The sequence below is a fragment of the Bacillus sp. 41-22 genome (assembly GCF_025809295.1).
Lineage (GTDB): Bacteria > Bacillota > Bacilli > Bacillales > Bacillaceae_G > Bacillus_A > Bacillus_A mycoides.
Map to the genome: position 1 here is coordinate 1109626 of NZ_CP084035.1, position 16418 is coordinate 1126043.

At 35.5% G+C, this 16418-nt stretch carries 18 protein-coding genes; 13 read left to right on the top strand and 5 right to left on the bottom strand.

All coding sequences use genetic code 11. The features are described from left to right. Positions 1 to 74: 74 nt before the first annotated feature. The gene (locus tag LCF45_RS05620; protein WP_263894664.1) at positions 75 to 2552 is read left to right on the top strand and encodes a YhgE/Pip domain-containing protein; all 2478 of its coding nucleotides are present in this window, start codon (positions 75 to 77) and stop codon (positions 2550 to 2552) included. Between the two features lie 38 nt (positions 2553 to 2590). Here the strand turns inward: LCF45_RS05620 and LCF45_RS05625 are convergent, their stop codons facing one another. Together LCF45_RS05625 and LCF45_RS05630 are read right to left on the bottom strand one after the other, a co-directional pair. Beyond that, complete coding sequence (locus tag LCF45_RS05625; protein ID WP_002168938.1) at positions 2591 to 3352, bottom strand: hypothetical protein; 762 nt, start codon at positions 3350 to 3352, stop codon at positions 2591 to 2593. Between the two features lie 221 nt (positions 3353 to 3573). Then, positions 3574 to 3939 carry a PH domain-containing protein gene (locus tag LCF45_RS05630; RefSeq protein ID WP_002168937.1) on the bottom strand — a complete coding sequence of 122 codons (366 nt, stop codon included), beginning with the start codon at positions 3937 to 3939 and terminating at the stop codon, positions 3574 to 3576. Between the two features lie 242 nt (positions 3940 to 4181). Between LCF45_RS05630 and LCF45_RS05635 the strand changes: the two genes are divergently transcribed. The 3 genes from LCF45_RS05635 (at position 4182) to LCF45_RS05645 (ending at position 5482) form a co-directional block, all read left to right on the top strand. Next, positions 4182 to 4388: a hypothetical protein gene (locus LCF45_RS05635; RefSeq protein WP_002125823.1), complete on the top strand. Its 207-nt coding sequence runs from the start codon at positions 4182 to 4184 to the stop codon at positions 4386 to 4388. Between the two features lie 29 nt (positions 4389 to 4417). Next, complete coding sequence (locus tag LCF45_RS05640; RefSeq protein WP_002168936.1) at positions 4418 to 4720, top strand: DUF2087 domain-containing protein; 303 nt, start codon at positions 4418 to 4420, stop codon at positions 4718 to 4720. Between the two features lie 81 nt (positions 4721 to 4801). Beyond that, positions 4802 to 5482: a YknW family membrane protein gene (locus LCF45_RS05645; RefSeq protein ID WP_002168935.1), complete on the top strand. Its 681-nt coding sequence runs from the start codon at positions 4802 to 4804 to the stop codon at positions 5480 to 5482. A 90-nt stretch (positions 5483 to 5572) separates the two neighbouring features. Here the strand turns inward: LCF45_RS05645 and LCF45_RS05650 are convergent, their stop codons facing one another. After that, positions 5573 to 6091, bottom strand: a complete 519-nt coding sequence (locus LCF45_RS05650; protein WP_002168934.1) for a DinB family protein — start codon at positions 6089 to 6091, stop codon at positions 5573 to 5575. Positions 6092 to 6182: 91 nt separating this feature from the next. Continuing rightward, positions 6183 to 7124, bottom strand: coding sequence for a helix-turn-helix transcriptional regulator (locus LCF45_RS05655; protein WP_002168933.1), 942 nt, complete (start codon positions 7122 to 7124; stop codon positions 6183 to 6185). Between the two features lie 194 nt (positions 7125 to 7318). On the opposite strand from LCF45_RS05655, the gene LCF45_RS05660 reads away from it, so the two are divergent. Next, positions 7319 to 8332 carry a LacI family DNA-binding transcriptional regulator gene (locus LCF45_RS05660; protein WP_002087115.1) on the top strand — a complete coding sequence of 338 codons (1014 nt, stop codon included), beginning with the start codon at positions 7319 to 7321 and terminating at the stop codon, positions 8330 to 8332. Positions 8333 to 8371: 39 nt separating this feature from the next. Here LCF45_RS05660 and yhfH read toward each other — a convergent pair whose 3' ends face one another. Continuing rightward, on the bottom strand, positions 8372 to 8500 hold the full coding sequence (gene yhfH, locus LCF45_RS05665) for a protein YhfH (protein ID WP_000567010.1): 129 nt from the start codon (positions 8498 to 8500) through the stop codon (positions 8372 to 8374). A 203-nt stretch (positions 8501 to 8703) separates the two neighbouring features. Between yhfH and LCF45_RS05670 the strand changes: the two genes are divergently transcribed. From LCF45_RS05670 to cysT, 8 genes are all read left to right on the top strand, one after another. Beyond that, positions 8704 to 9438, top strand: coding sequence for an MBL fold metallo-hydrolase (locus LCF45_RS05670; protein ID WP_263894670.1), 735 nt, complete (start codon positions 8704 to 8706; stop codon positions 9436 to 9438). A gap of 9 nt (positions 9439 to 9447) precedes the next feature. Beyond that, the gene (locus LCF45_RS05675) at positions 9448 to 10437 is read left to right on the top strand and encodes a lipoate--protein ligase (RefSeq protein WP_002030357.1); all 990 of its coding nucleotides are present in this window, start codon (positions 9448 to 9450) and stop codon (positions 10435 to 10437) included. A 146-nt stretch (positions 10438 to 10583) separates the two neighbouring features. Beyond that, a complete protein-coding gene (locus LCF45_RS05680; RefSeq protein ID WP_002140761.1) occupies positions 10584 to 11009 on the top strand; it encodes a hypothetical protein in 426 nt (141 codons plus the stop codon). Between the two features lie 177 nt (positions 11010 to 11186). Beyond that, complete coding sequence (locus LCF45_RS05685; RefSeq protein WP_002011193.1) at positions 11187 to 12719, top strand: fatty acid--CoA ligase family protein; 1533 nt, start codon at positions 11187 to 11189, stop codon at positions 12717 to 12719. A 184-nt stretch (positions 12720 to 12903) separates the two neighbouring features. Further along, positions 12904 to 13155 carry a hypothetical protein gene (locus tag LCF45_RS05690; protein WP_000435463.1) on the top strand — a complete coding sequence of 84 codons (252 nt, stop codon included), beginning with the start codon at positions 12904 to 12906 and terminating at the stop codon, positions 13153 to 13155. A gap of 97 nt (positions 13156 to 13252) precedes the next feature. Continuing rightward, on the top strand, positions 13253 to 14278 hold the full coding sequence (locus tag LCF45_RS05695) for an S-layer homology domain-containing protein (protein WP_043331655.1): 1026 nt from the start codon (positions 13253 to 13255) through the stop codon (positions 14276 to 14278). Positions 14279 to 14511: 233 nt separating this feature from the next. Beyond that, positions 14512 to 15567 carry a sulfate ABC transporter substrate-binding protein gene (locus LCF45_RS05700; RefSeq protein ID WP_263894671.1) on the top strand — a complete coding sequence of 352 codons (1056 nt, stop codon included), beginning with the start codon at positions 14512 to 14514 and terminating at the stop codon, positions 15565 to 15567. A 21-nt stretch (positions 15568 to 15588) separates the two neighbouring features. Further along, a complete protein-coding gene (gene cysT, locus LCF45_RS05705) occupies positions 15589 to 16416 on the top strand; it encodes a sulfate ABC transporter permease subunit CysT (RefSeq protein WP_002168928.1) in 828 nt (275 codons plus the stop codon). Positions 16417 to 16418 lie beyond the last annotated feature (2 nt).

The following is a 16418-nucleotide window of genomic DNA, read 5'->3' on the forward strand; positions in this document are numbered from 1 at the left end:
CAGATATAGCCTTTTTATTTGGGTAAAAATGACCATAAATGAATTTTGGTCATTTTAAAAAAGGGGGATAAATTATGAAATGGCATAAGCTGCTTAGTAAAGAATTTGCAGAGATTATAAAAAGTAAAAAAATATTAATCCCAATCATTGCGGTTTTATTTGTACCGATTTTATATGCGGGTATGTTTTTATGGGCCTTTTGGGATCCGTATGAACAGCTAGATGACTTGCCAGTTGCGGTAGTCAATTTAGATAAAGGTGCAGAACTTGATGGGAAACCAATTGAGGTCGGGAAAGGGCTCGTTGATAACTTAAAAGATAATAAAAGTTTTAAATGGGAATTTGTAAGTGAAAGAGAAGCGAAAGAGGGAATGGAAGGCAGAAAGTATTACATGTTAGTACGTATTCCAGATGACTTCTCAAGTAACGCTACAACGTTATTAAAAGACGATCCGAAACCATTAAACTTAGAATACATTCCAAATGAAAGTTTAAACTTCTTATCTTCACAAATTGGCGGAACAGCAATTGAAAAAATTAAAGGTGAAGTATCAAGCACGTTAACGAAAACATATGCAGAGAAAATGTTTGATTCCATTAAGGACGTCTCAAAAGGATTAGCAGATGGAGCGGACGGAGCAAATAAGTTACATGATGGAGCTAGTGAGTTGCATGATGGATCAAGTAAAGTGACGGATGGACTCCATACACTTCAAGGGAAGTCTGGGGAGATGAAGGATGGAGTTCAGAAATTAGCAGATGGATCTAATAAATTAGTAGATGGGTCAGGAAAAGTAACAACAGGTTTAAATACGTTAAATAGCAAAACGGGTGAAATGCAGATAGGTATAGGGAAATTGCAAGATGGGTCTCAGAAAGTAACTGATGGTTTGAATACATTAGCAAATAAATCAGGTGAATTAAAAACAGGAACGAATGAATTAGCGAACGGTATGGAAAAGCTTGTTGGAGGACAAAGTCAATTAGAAGAAGGTTCTCAAAAAATTGAAAATGGTTTGCAAGATTTAAATAGTACAGTAAAGCATTCTGTTGTAGGTTTAGAGGAAATGCAGGCGAAAGTTCCTTCTATATTAAATACTGTAAATGAGAAAATGAACGGAGCTGCAGAAAACGTAAATCAGTTAAATGAATTTACTCAATCAACAGCAGGAGATGCAAAAACTGCAGCGCAAGATGTAGCTAATTTGCAAAAGCAAATCGAGAGTTTACCAAAAGAATATCAAGAGAAGTTACAACCATATATAACAAATGCGGCGAAAAGTACAGCGACAGTTCAGCAGAAAGCTATTGGAGTAGCAGGTGGAACAAATAAATTAAATGAAGAAGTAAAACAATTAAAAGGTGAAATAACTCAAACAACAAGTGATGCGCAAAACAAACTACCGAATACAGCGAAATTGCAATCTTTAACGGAGGGTATTAAGAAATTACTGAATGCGCAAAACGAATTTGTAAGCAAATTTCATGGATTTGGTGAAGGATTAAGTAATGCCAAAGTAGGTGTAGATAAATTAAATAACGGGTCAGGTCAATTAATTGATGGAGTAACTCAATTAGCAGATGGCTCAAGTCAAGTAACAGGCGGTTTAGGTACATTATCTGTAGGAGCAAGCCAAATGACAGGAGGAATAACGCAATTAGAGGATGGCTCAAGTCAAGTAACAACAGGCATAGGTACTCTAAATGGTGGTCTAAATAAAATGTCAACTGGCTCAACACAGCTAATCGACGGCGTAAATAAACTAGCAGACGGCTCTGGAAAAGTGACTGACGGACTCGTAAAAGTAAACGACGGTTCAGGTGAACTGGCTGAGAAACTTGGTGAAGGTGCAGAAAAAACAGGAGAAGTAAAAGGTACGGATAAAACGTATGATATGTTTGCAAGTCCTGTAAAAGTGAAGACGGAGAAAATGGCGGAAGTTCCAAACTACGGAACTGGATTTACACCGTATTTCTTATCACTCGGTTTATTTGTTGGGGCATTACTATTATCAATCGTATATCCATTACGTGATACAGTTGGCGTTCCAAAATCAGGATTTAGTTGGTTTATTAGTAAGTTTGGTGTTTTACTATCAGTCGGTATTATTCAAGCAATAGTAGCAGATGTCATATTACTATTCTGGTTAGGTGTAGAAGTACAAAGTATTCCATACTTTATACTCTTTAGTATTGTTACGAGCTTAGCGTTTATTTCATTAATTCAATGTTTAGTAACAGCATTCGGTGATGCAGGGCGTTTCATCGCCATCATCACATTAATTATTCAGCTTACAACAAGTGCTGGAACATTCCCACTAGAGTTGATTCCGAAGTATTTACAACCATTTAATGCTTGGTTACCGATGACATATTCTGTATCAGGATTGAAAGCAGTCGTATCAAGCGGAGACTTTAACTTCATGTGGCAAAATATTGGGATACTCATGATCTTTATCGTTGTATTATCACTTGGAACAATTGCTTCATTAACTTGGATGCATAAGCGACAATTTAGAAATGTTGCTGAAAATCAATCGGTTGAAGCGTAAATAAGGAACATAAAAAAGGCACCGAAATGGTGCCTTTTTTATTGGTCTTGTTTTATTGGATGAGAAAGTTCATTTGTTTTTCTATTTTTACGGAACAAGTATATAACAATACTTATAAGAATAATTGTAGCTACAATCCAAACAAATGGACCATATCTTTCAGCAAAAGTATATAGTTTCATGTTGCTGGCAATGTCCTCTTTTGTTTTTCCTATTAGAATTTCAGAACCACTATACCCTTCAAGTGTATCTCCTTTTTTTATACCAAAAATAAGAGTGTCTGATTTGTTTTCTATTCCTGTATATCGGTATCCTTTACCTTTAATTGTTAATTGAGTATCATCCTTTTTTAGTGAGTAATCTTCGGTGGAAATATCTTTTCCTGACAGTGTAATTGGTTCCATCGAAAAACGGATTTCTTTTAATGCAGGAAGAGCCTCATTGTTTAGTAAGAGCTGCTTTGCAATATGCTGCTCGGTATCAATGTTTTTCCAATTTGCTTTTCGTCGTTTATACGTATTAATTTCAAGAAGTGCAAATTCTTTATTTTGAAGTTTTTCCTCTGTAATAGGTTGCGCGGTAGTTAATGTTCCTTTTAATAAAATCACACCGTCTTTTGCAGATTGAAATGAAGAGACCTCCTTCGTTTCTTTTAATGTATTGATAGCACCTCTATAATCTTCTTTTCCTAAAAGAACAGCTCCCGTATGTACGGTTAAAATAAGATATAGGATGCTTAATACTATAATAGCTTTTTTCACTATTTTCCCTCCAAAATATGTATAAGTTAATTGTAACATAATTTTCCATATAAAATTTTCAATTTGAATAATAGGTTACAGGAATGAGAGTGATAAGTAAATTAAGAGAAGTGTGGATGAGAGAAGTAAAAATGAAAGAGAAATACAGTTGTAAGAAAGGTGAACTGTACTTCTCTTTTAGATGAAAAGTATTTTATTCCGTAAAATCCCAATTGGTGTAGGCTAATAATCCGTGGGGGATGAACAAAATCCCCCACGGATTAAAGTTTCACTTTATTGAATTCTTTTCTCTGTATTACATTTAAAAAACCCTCAATATTCGAGCTTAAAATTTGGCCCACCGTTATATATTCGTCTTCATAGTAAAATATTAGTTTTTTATCAAAGAATGTTCTTTTCGTCTCTATGGATAGAATTTTTTTATATTCAAATTCCACAATCAATGCATTTTTACAACATTTGAATGATTGTCCATAAAAAATAACCCTCCTATTAGTGGCAAGTAACACTCCGGAACGAGGGACATTATGTGTAATAATATAGCCAGTAAGTGAACATCTTAAAGTGGATAAAATATTTTCTTCATGATGTAATAGTTGTTTTGCATCCTCTAAAATTTGATTCATTGCATATAATCCTTTTTTATTTAAAATACAATCTATATGGATATTATTATAGCAAGAAAGACCATACACCAAATATGTAACATTGCATATTTGGTGTATGGTCTTTCGAATATTATTCAGAATGGTTCTTACTTTCCAAAGAGCATCTTTTCCTTAATTTTACTATATTTTATGTGTAGCCTAAACGAAAGAAAGGAATCACAACAATTTGAATAGAATCATATTACAGGGGAGTTGATAGTATGAGACAAAAATCTCGCTTCTATTTCATCATATATCCGCTAGTCTGCTTCTTAGTTTATACACTATCTCCGATTTTGTTTCATAAAAAAGAATATACGAGTATGAAAGACATAGTGGGAATGATTGTAACCTATTATATTTTAATTGGTGGATATTACTTTATTGATTTTTTAAGTAAAAGAATAAAGAAAAACGGTAAAGTTTAATAATATAAAAACTGATGGAGGAGAACGAAATGACCGAAAGCCAAATGAAATTTCGTGATACGACCATTCGCAACTTTTTTGATAAAGAGGACCGCTTAAAATCGATTCCAGGTCAAAAAAAGAAAAAGTTAGTCTTATTGGAACATTTGATTAGAAAGCTGGATGCTGGAAACCAATATACAGAAGAAGAAATTAATGCGTTCGTAAAACAGTATCATGATGATTTTTGTACGATAAGAAGAGAATTTGTTATACATGGGTTTATGGACAGAGAAGACAATATTTATAGTGTGAATGCGAGGGAAGAGTGGACGAGGTGGGAGATGTTATAGAGAGCTCTAATTGTGTAAGAACCTGTTTTCATATCTTTGCTGTATTAAAATGATGAATGTAGCGATAAAGGAGGGATTGTCTTGCAAGCTAGCAGTCTTATGCATGAAGAATTTTCGAGGAAGCCATCGGTTTTTGGGATTTTCACTTCACCGACATTACAATTCAAAAGGATGAGGAATCAAAGAAATATATTCCTCCCATTAACTCTTTTAATTTTACTTATTATCATTTCAAGCGCCTTAATTTCCTGGAATTCTTTACATAACCCTGCACTTAGTATGTTTCATGATAAAACTGGATTTACTGTTCCAAAATACATAACTTTCTTTACTTCATTTGGAATTTCTACAGTAAGTGGAATAGTAGCTATATTTTTTGCGCCTATATTCTATAAAAACATTATGATTTTTTTTGGAGTCGATATTAACTACAAGGAAACATTTCCTATCATTATCTATGCATCTTTTGTATTAAAATTAGGGATGCTTTTAAACGGATTGATTGCGTTCTCCCTTGGTGGATATGAGTTGTCCTATACAGGTTTAGGTGCGATAGCAACAGATAATATGGTTTTACATGCAATCGCTCAAAGGATAGATATATTTAATATTTGGTATTACGTTTTATTAGGAATAGGCTTAAAAACAATTACGAATTTAAATGAAAATAAACTTGTCACTCTCATTATTGTGCTTTTCGTTTTTACTAGTGCATTAGCAAGTATATCTGGATTTATGCAAGAAATATCTAAATTACAATAAAAGTATATTGGATTATATTTTTATTCATTTGTATGAAGAAAGGTGGTTTGGCTATGTGCCAAACCACCTTCTTTCATTCTTTATGGTAAATTATGAAATACTGTGATCCAATCTTTCTTTCTGAAGAAGATGATGTGAAAAATGCATAGAAATGAGCTGGAACCACTCTGGAGCATTTAAGTACCCAAGTCCAGGATGCTCCACTTTACAATCATTTGGAATAGAAGCAAGCATTGGTTCAATGTTTTTTACAGCTGTAATTAATTTTAGAAAACGCTCCTGTATCTCTTCTTTGCATGATGGATTTTCAGGTGTGTATCCAGAGCGATTTGGCACTTTTATTTGTATAGGAGGGAAAGCACCCATTGTATATACTTTTTCACCCATATCCGTTTTTTTGTTAGCTACAGATGGTGTTTCAGTTTTACATTTCTCAATTGCATCTAATTGCATATATGTAGCAGCTAGCAGATGGTTATACATTTGACCGAGCGACCATTCTTCTTCAGAAGGTTTTTTTCTAAATTGTTCAATCGTATATTTGTCTAATTCCTTCACATAACACGTTGCTAAACTTTCGAATTTCTCTAACATAACAGTACTGTTCATATTGGTATCCCCTTTTTAAGAAAATGTATTTGTTAATACCTACAATAAAGGAGGGATGCTGACAACATTATGTCAGTAGTAAAATAAAAAATTAAAGTTTTAACATTTTTTTTACTTCATCATATATTTTCTCAGAAAGAATTTTTGGCTCTAGTACTTGCACTTGGCTCCCCCAGCTTAATACCCATTGAAATACTTCATCTATACTTCTTGATTTCAAAAAGACATGAAAACCATTATCTTTATGCTCGTATGAATCTATAAAAAAGTATCGTGACTCAACAATTTTATGTGCAATATGGGATGGGAATAATAAATGGATCGTAACAGTTCGATTGTTTTCAGGTTGATAGTCTTGTAAAGAAAAGTCTTTCGGTTTTGTAAAGAATTCTTGTTCTTGCTGTAATGTATCCATACGGTCTAAACGAAAATTACGTATTTGTTTTCGAAGTAAGCAATGAGCAACGATGTACCAAATTCCTGAAATATTGACTAAACCGTAAGGATGAACGGTCCGTTTTATTTTTGTAGTTTCTCTTGGTTTACGATAAGAAAAAGAGATAGCTTGTTCTTTTTGAATAGATTCTTGCAATAAGAAAAGTTGGTTTTCTAGTTGTTCTCGCTCGGGTTGCTGATGCGAAAATATAGGAGAAAGGAAACGGAAAGTTCCTCGCAGCTCTTCAACTTTCTTTTTTTGATCAGTAGAGAGGACAACCTCAAGTTTCTCTTTTGCCGATTGCGCATGTACAGAAAAAGAAGAAGTGAAAGTTTTCTCGATATAATCACCGCCTAATAAAAGAGTAACAGCCTCTTCCGGCGTAAGCTGAATGGGTGGCAAGAAATAACCATCCATTAATGAATAGCCGTGACCAGGCATTGAAAAAATGGGAACGCCGGATTCGCTGAGTGCGTCCATATCTCGATAAATAGTGCGTATACTTGTCTCAAATTTTTCAGCTAAGCTTTGTGCTGTAACGGTTTGTTTTCTTTGTAATTCAATTAATATAGCTAATAAACGATCCGTCCGATTCATGAAATATCATCCTTTATTTTATAAATATTCTTATTGTGAACTTCTAAAAGTAGTATGTAATTCCCTGCCATTAACAGACTTTTTCCTATGTATAATATTAATATAGTAAAATCATAAGAACCTATATTGCAGTTTCCAATAATATACTATATAATCAGGATAAGAAAACGTTTTCATGCAAAGGGGGAAATTTCGTGTCGACTATCGAGGACGTGGCGAAATTAGCGGGGTTATCAAGGACAACGGTTTCTAGGGTGATCAATAATCATCCATATGTTTCAGATGAGAAGAAGAAAAGGGTTCAATTAGCAATGAAGCATTTAGGCTTCGTTCCTAATTCTGCGGCGAGAAGGCTTCGTAAACAAAAAACAGAAACAATTGCGGTGCTTGTTCCAAGGATTACAAATCCTTTTTTTAGTAGATTTATTGAAGCAATCGAGATTGCTGCTTCTGAACATAAATATAAACTGATTATTTGTCAAACAAGATATTTACCGGAAAAAGAGATGGAGTATTTACAATTATTATCTACGAAACAAGTAGATGGGATTATTCTATGTTCACTAGAAAATCCATGGGAGAATGTGGAGCCATACTTGCAACACGGTCCAATCGTGTTATGTAATGAATATATTGAGGAAGCAAATGTTCCAACAGTGAAGTTCGATCATGCACAGGGTGCATACATAGCTGCCAATCATGTATTAGAACAAGGATATCGTAATCTGATTTTTTGCCGTGGCAACGAAACGAAAGTAGTGAGCCAACAGCGAAAAATGGGCTTTTTACGCGCTATTACTGAAAAGAGTAGAGAAGTGGAAGCGATCGATTTTCTTGAAAACGCTTTCTCCTGGGATGATGGAAAACGAATATTCAATGAAGTATTAAAGGACAAAAAAAATCCTACCGCGATTTTGGCAGGAGGCGACGAGGTTGCAGCTGGAATTATCTCAGAGGCGAAACGCCATGGTTGGAGTATTCCAGAAGATCTCGCTGTGATCGGTTTTGATAATCAAATTTTAGCGCAGATTACAGAGCCAGGTATTACGACAATTGAACAACCAATCGACGAGATGGCCCGAAAAGTTGTCGACTTAATGATGGATAAAATCCATACGAAAAATTATCGACAAAAAGAATTGTATGAGTTTGAACTGGAGCTCTTGGTGAAAGGTTCAACGATGAAGGATACGATGTTATTAGCCTAGTAGACTATGTCTGCTAGGTTTTTTTATGTTTACAAACTACTATTCTTCGTGAACGCAATCGTCACATTTGTTATGGTATGCTTCGTGCTGCTCATCAATTTCCTTCCCGCAATGAGCACAAGTTTTCGTCGGTAAATTTCGGAAAAACTCCATTGGTTGATCGATCATGTCAATCCCTCCATTTCCATTTCTTACTATCATTGTATTAGTACAAAAAACAAAAGTCAACAACTGTTTTATAACAAAGTTGAAAATTAATGAAAAAGTTTAGGAAATGGATTATAGTTAACAATGTAGGATGTAAGTAAAAAACTTTCTCAAGTACGGAGAAAACCAGCATTCCTACTCGGTTTTAGAAAGGATGGATACATATGAAAATGACTGTTGTCGGCTTTTGGGGCGGCTTTCCAGAAGCGGGAGAAGCAACGTCGGGGTATTTGTTTGAACACGATGGTTTTCGTTTACTTGTAGACTGTGGTAGTGGTGTACTAGCACAGATTCAAAAATATATAACACCATCTCATATAGATGCAGTTGTATTGTCGCACTATCATCATGATCATGTTGCAGACATTGGGGTGCTGCAATATGCAAGATTAATTACGAGTGCGACAAAGGGGCAACTACCGGAACTACCAATATACGGTCATACGTTTGACGAGAATGGATTCCATTCTTTAACGCATGCACCGCATACGAAAGGAATCGCGTACAATCCAGAAGAAACACTTCAAATTGGACCGTTCTCCATTTCATTTTTAAAAACTGTTCATCCTGTTACATGCTTTGCGATGCGTATTACAGCTGGCGATGATGTTGTTGTATACAGTGCAGATTCAAGTTATATTCCTGAATTTATTCCGTTCACGAAAGATGCTGATCTTTTCATTTGTGAGTGTAATATGTATGCACATCAAGAGGCTGCAAAAGCAGGGCATATGAATAGTACAGAAGTGGCAAGTATTGCGAAAGATGCAAATGTAAAAGAACTTTTATTAACGCACTTACCGCATACAGGAAACCCATCTGATTTAGTAACAGAAGCAAAACAAATTTTCAGTGGCCATATTACGCTAGCGCATAGTGGTTACATTTGGAACTCATGAGGTGATACGATGTTATTTATTGATAATAAAGGGATTACAGATCCTAGAATAAACTTAGCAATTGAAGAATATTGTGTGAAGAATTTAGATATTAACGAAACATATTTACTGTTCTACATTAACAAACCTTCCATTATCATTGGTAAAAACCAAAACACAGTAGAAGAAATTAATGCAGATTACGTAAAAGAACAAGGTATTCATGTTGTTCGTCGTCTATCAGGCGGAGGCGCAGTATATCATGATTTAGGAAACTTAAACTTCAGCTTTATTACGAAAGATGATGGAGATAGTTTCAGCAACTTCAAAAAGTTCACAGAGCCTGTAACGAAAGCGCTTGGTAAATTAGGCGTAAATGCAGAACTAAGTGGTCGTAACGATATTTTAGCTGAAGGTAGAAAAATTTCAGGTAACGCGCAGTTCTCAACGAAAGGTCGTATGTTTAGTCACGGTACGTTACTATTTGACTCTGAAATCGATCACGTTGTATCAGCACTAAAAGTGAAAATGGATAAAATTCAATCAAAAGGAATTAAATCAATCCGTAGCCGCGTTGCGAATATTACAGAGTTCTTAAACGAAAAAATGACGACAGAAGAGTTTAGACAACTTCTTCTAGAAACAATTTTCGAAGGTGAAACAGAAATTCCAACGTACGAATTAACAGAAAATGATTGGAAAGAAATCCATAAACTTTCTGAAGAGCGCTACCAAAATTGGGATTGGAACTACGGAAAATCTCCGAAGTTCAACTTACAACATTCACACCGCTTCCCAGTTGGACAAGTTGACGTTCGTCTTGAAGTGAAAAAAGGAACAGTAACAGAATGTAAAATTTACGGTGACTTCTTCGGATCACTAGATGTCCATGACATTGAAGAGCGTCTAACAGGTGTACAATTTGATAAAGATGCATTCACTGTAGCTTTAGAAGGCGTAGATATCGTACGCTATTTCGGTAATATTACAACAGAAGATTTCTTGCATTTATTCTTCTAAAAGAAGAAGCCATCCCGAAATATCTTTTGGGATGGCTTTTTTTATTATGAATTCATTTACCGTTAAAAGCGTCCCTAAAAACATCTACTAGCAGGACATTCTTTTATTATAAAGGAAGTATATATAATTAAAGGAGGATGATCGAAATGAAAAGGATAATACACTTTATATTATTGATCAGCTTCGTTATTGGAATGACAGCTTGTAACGATGAAACTTCTTCAAACCGTACGACTTTGTCTATTGGAAAGCCAGCGAAGGATAATGTCATATATTATACGCATACAAATAACAAACAAAAAATAAATGATATACAAACTATGTTTCAAAATAAGAAATGGAAAAGAAATGAAACGTTTAGTAGCGTTGGTAAAACGCCAGATGTTGTCTTGTCGATAGATGAAGACAATAAAGGATTACCGACACTATATGTTACAGTCTACTTGCATGAAAATGGAGCGGACGCTCTCAATTTGTATGGAGAGTATACGGCTTTAAATAAAGAGGAAGGTGAAAAACTTAGGGGAAAGATGAGTGCATATTATCCTACAATGATTTTAGCTACAGTTTAACTATATGTTTGTACCTGTTTCTTTCACATATAATTCTCGTATCGTACTAAAGTATTCTGGAAGAAAGTGGTTTATGTATATTCGATTAATAGAATATCACTTGCTACTTTAATTTTCTTTTAATATAATTAATTTAGAATTTTTAAATATTCTAAATTTTATAAAGGTGGGGTTTGTGTGAATCTCGTTCAATCTTTGGCTGAAACGGCAAAAAAGAAGGGGGATAAACCGGCGTACATATTTATGGATCAGTCGGTCTCTTATGACCAATTAAACAAAGTGGTCACTAGGTTTTCTAGTAATTTAGCAAAAATGGGCGTTGGAAAAGGGGACAATGTCGCATTAGCTGTAGGCAATTCACCACATTTTTTAGTAGGTTTATACGGAACGATGAAAGCCGGAGCAACTGTCATTCCGATTAATCCAATTTATACAGCAGACGAAATACATTACATATTACAAAATGGAGATGTAAAAACAATCATCGTACTCGACGTCCTTCTACCTGTTATACAATCTCTTACAACAAGACTTCCTTCACTTGAAAATATCATCATATGCGAGACCTCATCAGATTTTACTCATACAGAAACTGAAAAAATGAAAACGTTTACTAGTTGTATAGGAACTGGAGATGTAACTTACGAAGGTCCTGAACTAGATGAAGAAGATGTAGCTGTTATTTTATACACCTCAGGTACAACTGGAAAGCCAAAAGGCGCTATGTTAACACATAAAAATTTATATAGTAATGCAAGCGATGTGGCGTCGTATTTACAATATACTGCGGACGATCGCGTCGTTGCGGCACTGCCGATGTTCCATGTATTTTGCTTAACAGTGGCGGTCAATGCGCCGATTGTGAACGGGGCGACTATTTTAATGTTACCGAAATTTAGTCCGAAAGAAGTATTCCGTATTTGTCGCACGTATGAACCAACGATTTTTGCGGGTGTACCGACCATGTACAATTACTTATATTTATTTGAAGAAGCGAGCGCAGAAGATGTGAAGACACTTCGCCTTTGTATTTCAGGTGGTGCATCAATGCCTGTTGCCCTTCTGCAAAACTTTGAAAAACGTTTTGACGTTATCGTTTCAGAAGGATACGGTTTATCAGAAGCATCACCAGTTACTTGTTTTAACCCGTTAGACCGTCCTCGTAAACCAGGATCTATTGGCACGAATATTTGGCACGTAGAAAATAAAATTGTGAACGAACTTGGGGAAGAAGTACCTGTTGGTGCAGTTGGGGAGTTAATTGTTCGCGGCCCTAACGTTATGAAAGGTTACTATAATGCGCCAGAAGATACTGCGGCGACAATTAAAGATGGCTGGCTATATACAGGAGACTTAGCGAAAATGGATGAAGAAGGTTACTTCTATATCGTCGATCGCAAAAAAGATATTGTTTTAGTTGGTGGTTATAACGTATATCCTCGTGAAGTGGAGGAAGTATTATACACTCACGATTCGGTAGCTGAAGTTGTCGTAATCGGTGTTCCTGATGAAAACTTAGGAGAAGCAGTGCGAGCTTACGTCGTTCTGAAACAAACGAGCGTAACAGAAGAAGAGCTTATGCATTACTGCACGTTACATTTAGCGAAATATAAAGTGCCAATGAGCATTGAGTTTTTAACAGAATTGCCGAAGAATACAACTGGTAAGTTGTTACGAAGAGCTCTGAGAGAGAAGGCATTGCAAGTGTAAAAATAAAGATATCCATCTCTATGACTACATGTTTAGAGATGGATATCTTTTTGTCCCAAAAAGCTGGATTAGTTTGGATGGACAAAATTCTTACTCATTAAAGTTTCACGTTATTTTTTAGAATTGGTTAAGCTATAAGCCCATATATTTAAAACGTAATATTGCTAATAAGGAGGAGATATACGTGGAGCAGAAGGAATTACGCTTACGGAAAGTACAATATCTTATTTGTGACATTATGGATGAAATGAATATGGAGAGTGAAAAGAAGAACTTAGAAACATTGCAAAAGGTAATTGATCACCTTTCAGGGGCGATTGGGGATTTAGTGGATCCATCGGGTACGTATTCATTAGATTATTTAGAGAGAAAAGTGCATACTGCTCATTATTTATTGTTTAAAAATGATCGGAAAGCATATTTGTGTAATAAATAGGTATTATTCGTTTAATTTTTTATTTGACATTGATAATCATTATCAATATGATAGTTATGTTGGGTATATTCATATAAAGGGAGATGTCATATTGATAATGATTAAGAAAAAATATATTAATGCATTCGTTATAGCAGCAACTTTAGCAGTTCCATTTAGCGGTATCATGGTACCTATTGCGAAAGCAGATGCAGCGGTTGAAATGAAAGCAAATAGCAAACTTGCAGATGGTACATATGACGTTATTTTAAAAACTTATAAAGATCAAACGAATGAAACATCTGTTGCTTCTACGTATTTAAAAAATGCAAAAGTAACAATTCAAGGTGACAAAAAAATCGTTACGTTAACAATTCAAGATAGTAGCTATTTCCAGTACCTTAGAGTAGAAGATACTAATAAAGTAGGGACATTCCATGATGTGAAAGTGATCTCTGAAGATAAAACAAATAATGGTACGAAGGTTGTTCAATTTGAAATCGATGAGTTCTCGAAAAAATATAATATGCAAATGCATATATTAATTCCAGCAATTAAATATGATCATAAATATCAAGTGCAGTTTGAAATCGATGCGAGTGCAATTGAACAGAAATCTAAGTTCTCAGATGTACCAACTTGGGCACAAGAGTCAGTTCAATATTTAGTAGACAAAGAGGCAGTACACGGTAAGCCAGATGGTACATTTGCACCAGCTGAAAATATCGATCGTGGTTCAGCAGCAAAAATATTAGCTACTGTTTTAGGATTAGAAATTAATAAAGATGCGAAGCCATCATTCTCTGACGCGCAAAATCATTGGGCTACACCATACATCGCAGCAGTTGAAAAAGCTGGCATTGTAAAAGGTGATGATAAGGGTAACTTTAATCCGAGCGGGCTAATTAACCGTGCATCAATGGCTTCTATGCTTGTGAATGCATATAAATTAGAAAGAAATGAAAATATTAAACTACCAAAAGAATTTGCTGATTTAAAAGATCATTGGGGTACGAAGTATGCGAACATTTTAATCCAAGAAAATATTTCAGTTGGAACAGATAATGGATGGGCTCCAGATAAATCGGTAAGCCGCGCAGAAGCAGCTCAATTTATTGCAAAGACAGATAAGTTAAAGAAATAAATCGAAACTAAAATCAGTGGGATTCTATTCCCGCTGATTTTTAGCTTGTATGAAGTTTCTTATATAATAATTCCGAATTCCAAGTTGACACATGTGAATTACGGAATTAAAATGGAAAGAAATCAAACAGAATACAATAGAAGCTCATCAGAGAAACTGAAGGCGCACAACGTTCACTTTTGTGAATAGATTGTGTGCCTTTTTCTATTGTACAAACTAAGGGGGCTTTATATATGAAACAGTGGAGTAAGACAGCATTAATGAAAAGTACAGGTGTTTTATTATCAGCATTTGTCCTTTTGTCAGGGTGTGGTTCGGCAACATCCACTAACAATTCTGAAGGAAGTACAGATAAGAAGACAGTCGAACTTTTAAATGTTTCATATGATCCAACGCGTGAGTTATATCAAGATTTCAATAAAGACTTTGCGAAGTATTGGAAAGAGAAGCATGGTCAAACAGTAAATGTAAAGCAATCACACGGGGGATCTGGAAGTCAGGCACGCTCCGTTATTGACGGCTTAGAAGCAGATGTTGTAACATTAGCGCTCGCTTATGATATTGACGCGATTAGTAAGAAGAAACAACTAGCAGAAGATTGGCAGAAGCGACTTGCGGATAATTCTACTCCGTATACATCAACGATTGTATTTCTTGTGAGAAAAGGAAACCCGAAAGGAATTAAAGATTGGGATGATTTGACGAAAAAAGGTGTGTCTGTCATTACACCGAATCCAAAAACATCTGGAGGAGCACGGTGGAACTATTTAGGGGCGTGGGGATACGCACTGAAGAAATATAACAATAGTGAAGAGAAAGCGAAAGAGTTTGTCGGTCAAATTTATAAAAACGTAGAAGTACTAGATTCAGGAGCACGCGGGGCAACGACGACTTTCGTTGAAAAAGGAATTGGTGATGTGTTAATCGCTTGGGAAAATGAAGCGTTATTATCACAAAAAGAACTTGGAAAAGATAAATTCGAAATTGTAACACCTTCGATTAGTATACTTGCCGAGCCGCCAGTAGCAGTTGTAGACAAAGTCGTTGATAAAAAAGGAACGAAAAAAGTAGCAGAAGGATATCTTGAATATTTGTATTCAGAAAAAGGGCAAGAAATTGCGGCGAAAAACTTTTATCGCCCTCGTAATGAAAAAGTAGCAGAAAAGTACGCATCACAATTTCCGAAAGTTCAATTATTTACAGTTGATGAACTATTTGGAGGATGGAAAAAAGCACAAGAAAAGCATTTTAATGATGGCGGCGTATTCGATCAAATGTATAAAAAATAAGGGGGGATGAGGTGACGTTATATGAGGAAGAAGCGTGTCTTACCAGGGTTTGGATTATCTCTTGGATTTACAATGCTGTATATGAGCTTATTCGTACTTATACCACTTTCTATCGTATTTATTCAAACTTCGCAGCTAGGCTGGAAGAAGTTCGCACAAGTTATAACGAGTGAGCGTGTGTTGCATTCCTATCAAGTAAGTTTCACAACTTCACTTGCAGCGGCAATCGTAAATGCCATTTTTGGTTTATTAATTGCTTGGGTACTCGTTCGCTACACATTTCCAGGGAAGCGGTTATTAGACGGACTAATCGATTTACCATTCGCTCTTCCGACTGCTGTAGCTGGTATTACACTTACGACGCTTTATGCGGAAAATGGCTTTATTGGAAAAATATTTAGTGTGTTTCATATAAAAGTAGCTTTTACCCAGCTCGGCATTATTGTGGCGCTTACGTTTATTGGCTTACCATTTGTCGTTCGAATGGTGCAACCAGTGCTGCAAAGTATTGATAAAGAAGTAGAAGAAGCAGCTTCTAGTTTAGGGGCATCACGCTTTCAAATATTTGTGAAAATTATTTTGCCAGAAATATTCCCGGCTCTACTTGCTGGTTTTTCACTCGCCTTTGCTCGGGCGTTAGGGGAATATGGATCTGTCGTGTTCATTGCAGGTAATATGCCGATGAAAACAGAAATCGCACCGCTTATGATTATGACGAAACTAGAACAATATGATTATGCAGGCGCAACAGCTGTAGCGGCTGTGATGCTTATTATTTCTCTCCTTTTCCTACTATTTATTAATATGATTCAAACTTGGAGCAGAAGGCATGAACTGAAAAGTGAATAGGA

Bases quoted from the DNA above. Each gene is read 5' to 3' on its own strand.
- LCF45_RS05620 (WP_263894664.1), top strand. From the start codon at position 75: ATGAAATGGCATAAGCTGCTTAGTAAAGAATTTGCAGAGATTATAAAA.
- LCF45_RS05625 (WP_002168938.1), bottom strand. From the start codon at position 3,352: ATGTTACAATTAACTTATACATATTTTGGAGGGAAAATAGTGAAAAAA.
- LCF45_RS05630 (WP_002168937.1), bottom strand. From the start codon at position 3,939: ATGAATCAAATTTTAGAGGATGCAAAACAACTATTACATCATGAAGAA.
- LCF45_RS05635 (WP_002125823.1), top strand. From the start codon at position 4,182: ATGAGACAAAAATCTCGCTTCTATTTCATCATATATCCGCTAGTCTGC.
- LCF45_RS05640 (WP_002168936.1), top strand. From the start codon at position 4,418: ATGACCGAAAGCCAAATGAAATTTCGTGATACGACCATTCGCAACTTT.
- LCF45_RS05650 (WP_002168934.1), bottom strand. From the start codon at position 6,091: ATGAACAGTACTGTTATGTTAGAGAAATTCGAAAGTTTAGCAACGTGT.
- LCF45_RS05655 (WP_002168933.1), bottom strand. From the start codon at position 7,124: ATGAATCGGACGGATCGTTTATTAGCTATATTAATTGAATTACAAAGA.
- yhfH (WP_000567010.1), bottom strand. From the start codon at position 8,500: ATGATCGATCAACCAATGGAGTTTTTCCGAAATTTACCGACGAAAACT.
- LCF45_RS05670 (WP_263894670.1), top strand. From the start codon at position 8,704: ATGAAAATGACTGTTGTCGGCTTTTGGGGCGGCTTTCCAGAAGCGGGA.
- LCF45_RS05675 (WP_002030357.1), top strand. From the start codon at position 9,448: ATGTTATTTATTGATAATAAAGGGATTACAGATCCTAGAATAAACTTA.
- LCF45_RS05680 (WP_002140761.1), top strand. From the start codon at position 10,584: ATGAAAAGGATAATACACTTTATATTATTGATCAGCTTCGTTATTGGA.
- LCF45_RS05695 (WP_043331655.1), top strand. From the start codon at position 13,253: ATGATTAAGAAAAAATATATTAATGCATTCGTTATAGCAGCAACTTTA.
- LCF45_RS05700 (WP_263894671.1), top strand. From the start codon at position 14,512: ATGAAACAGTGGAGTAAGACAGCATTAATGAAAAGTACAGGTGTTTTA.
- cysT (WP_002168928.1), top strand. From the start codon at position 15,589: ATGAGGAAGAAGCGTGTCTTACCAGGGTTTGGATTATCTCTTGGATTT.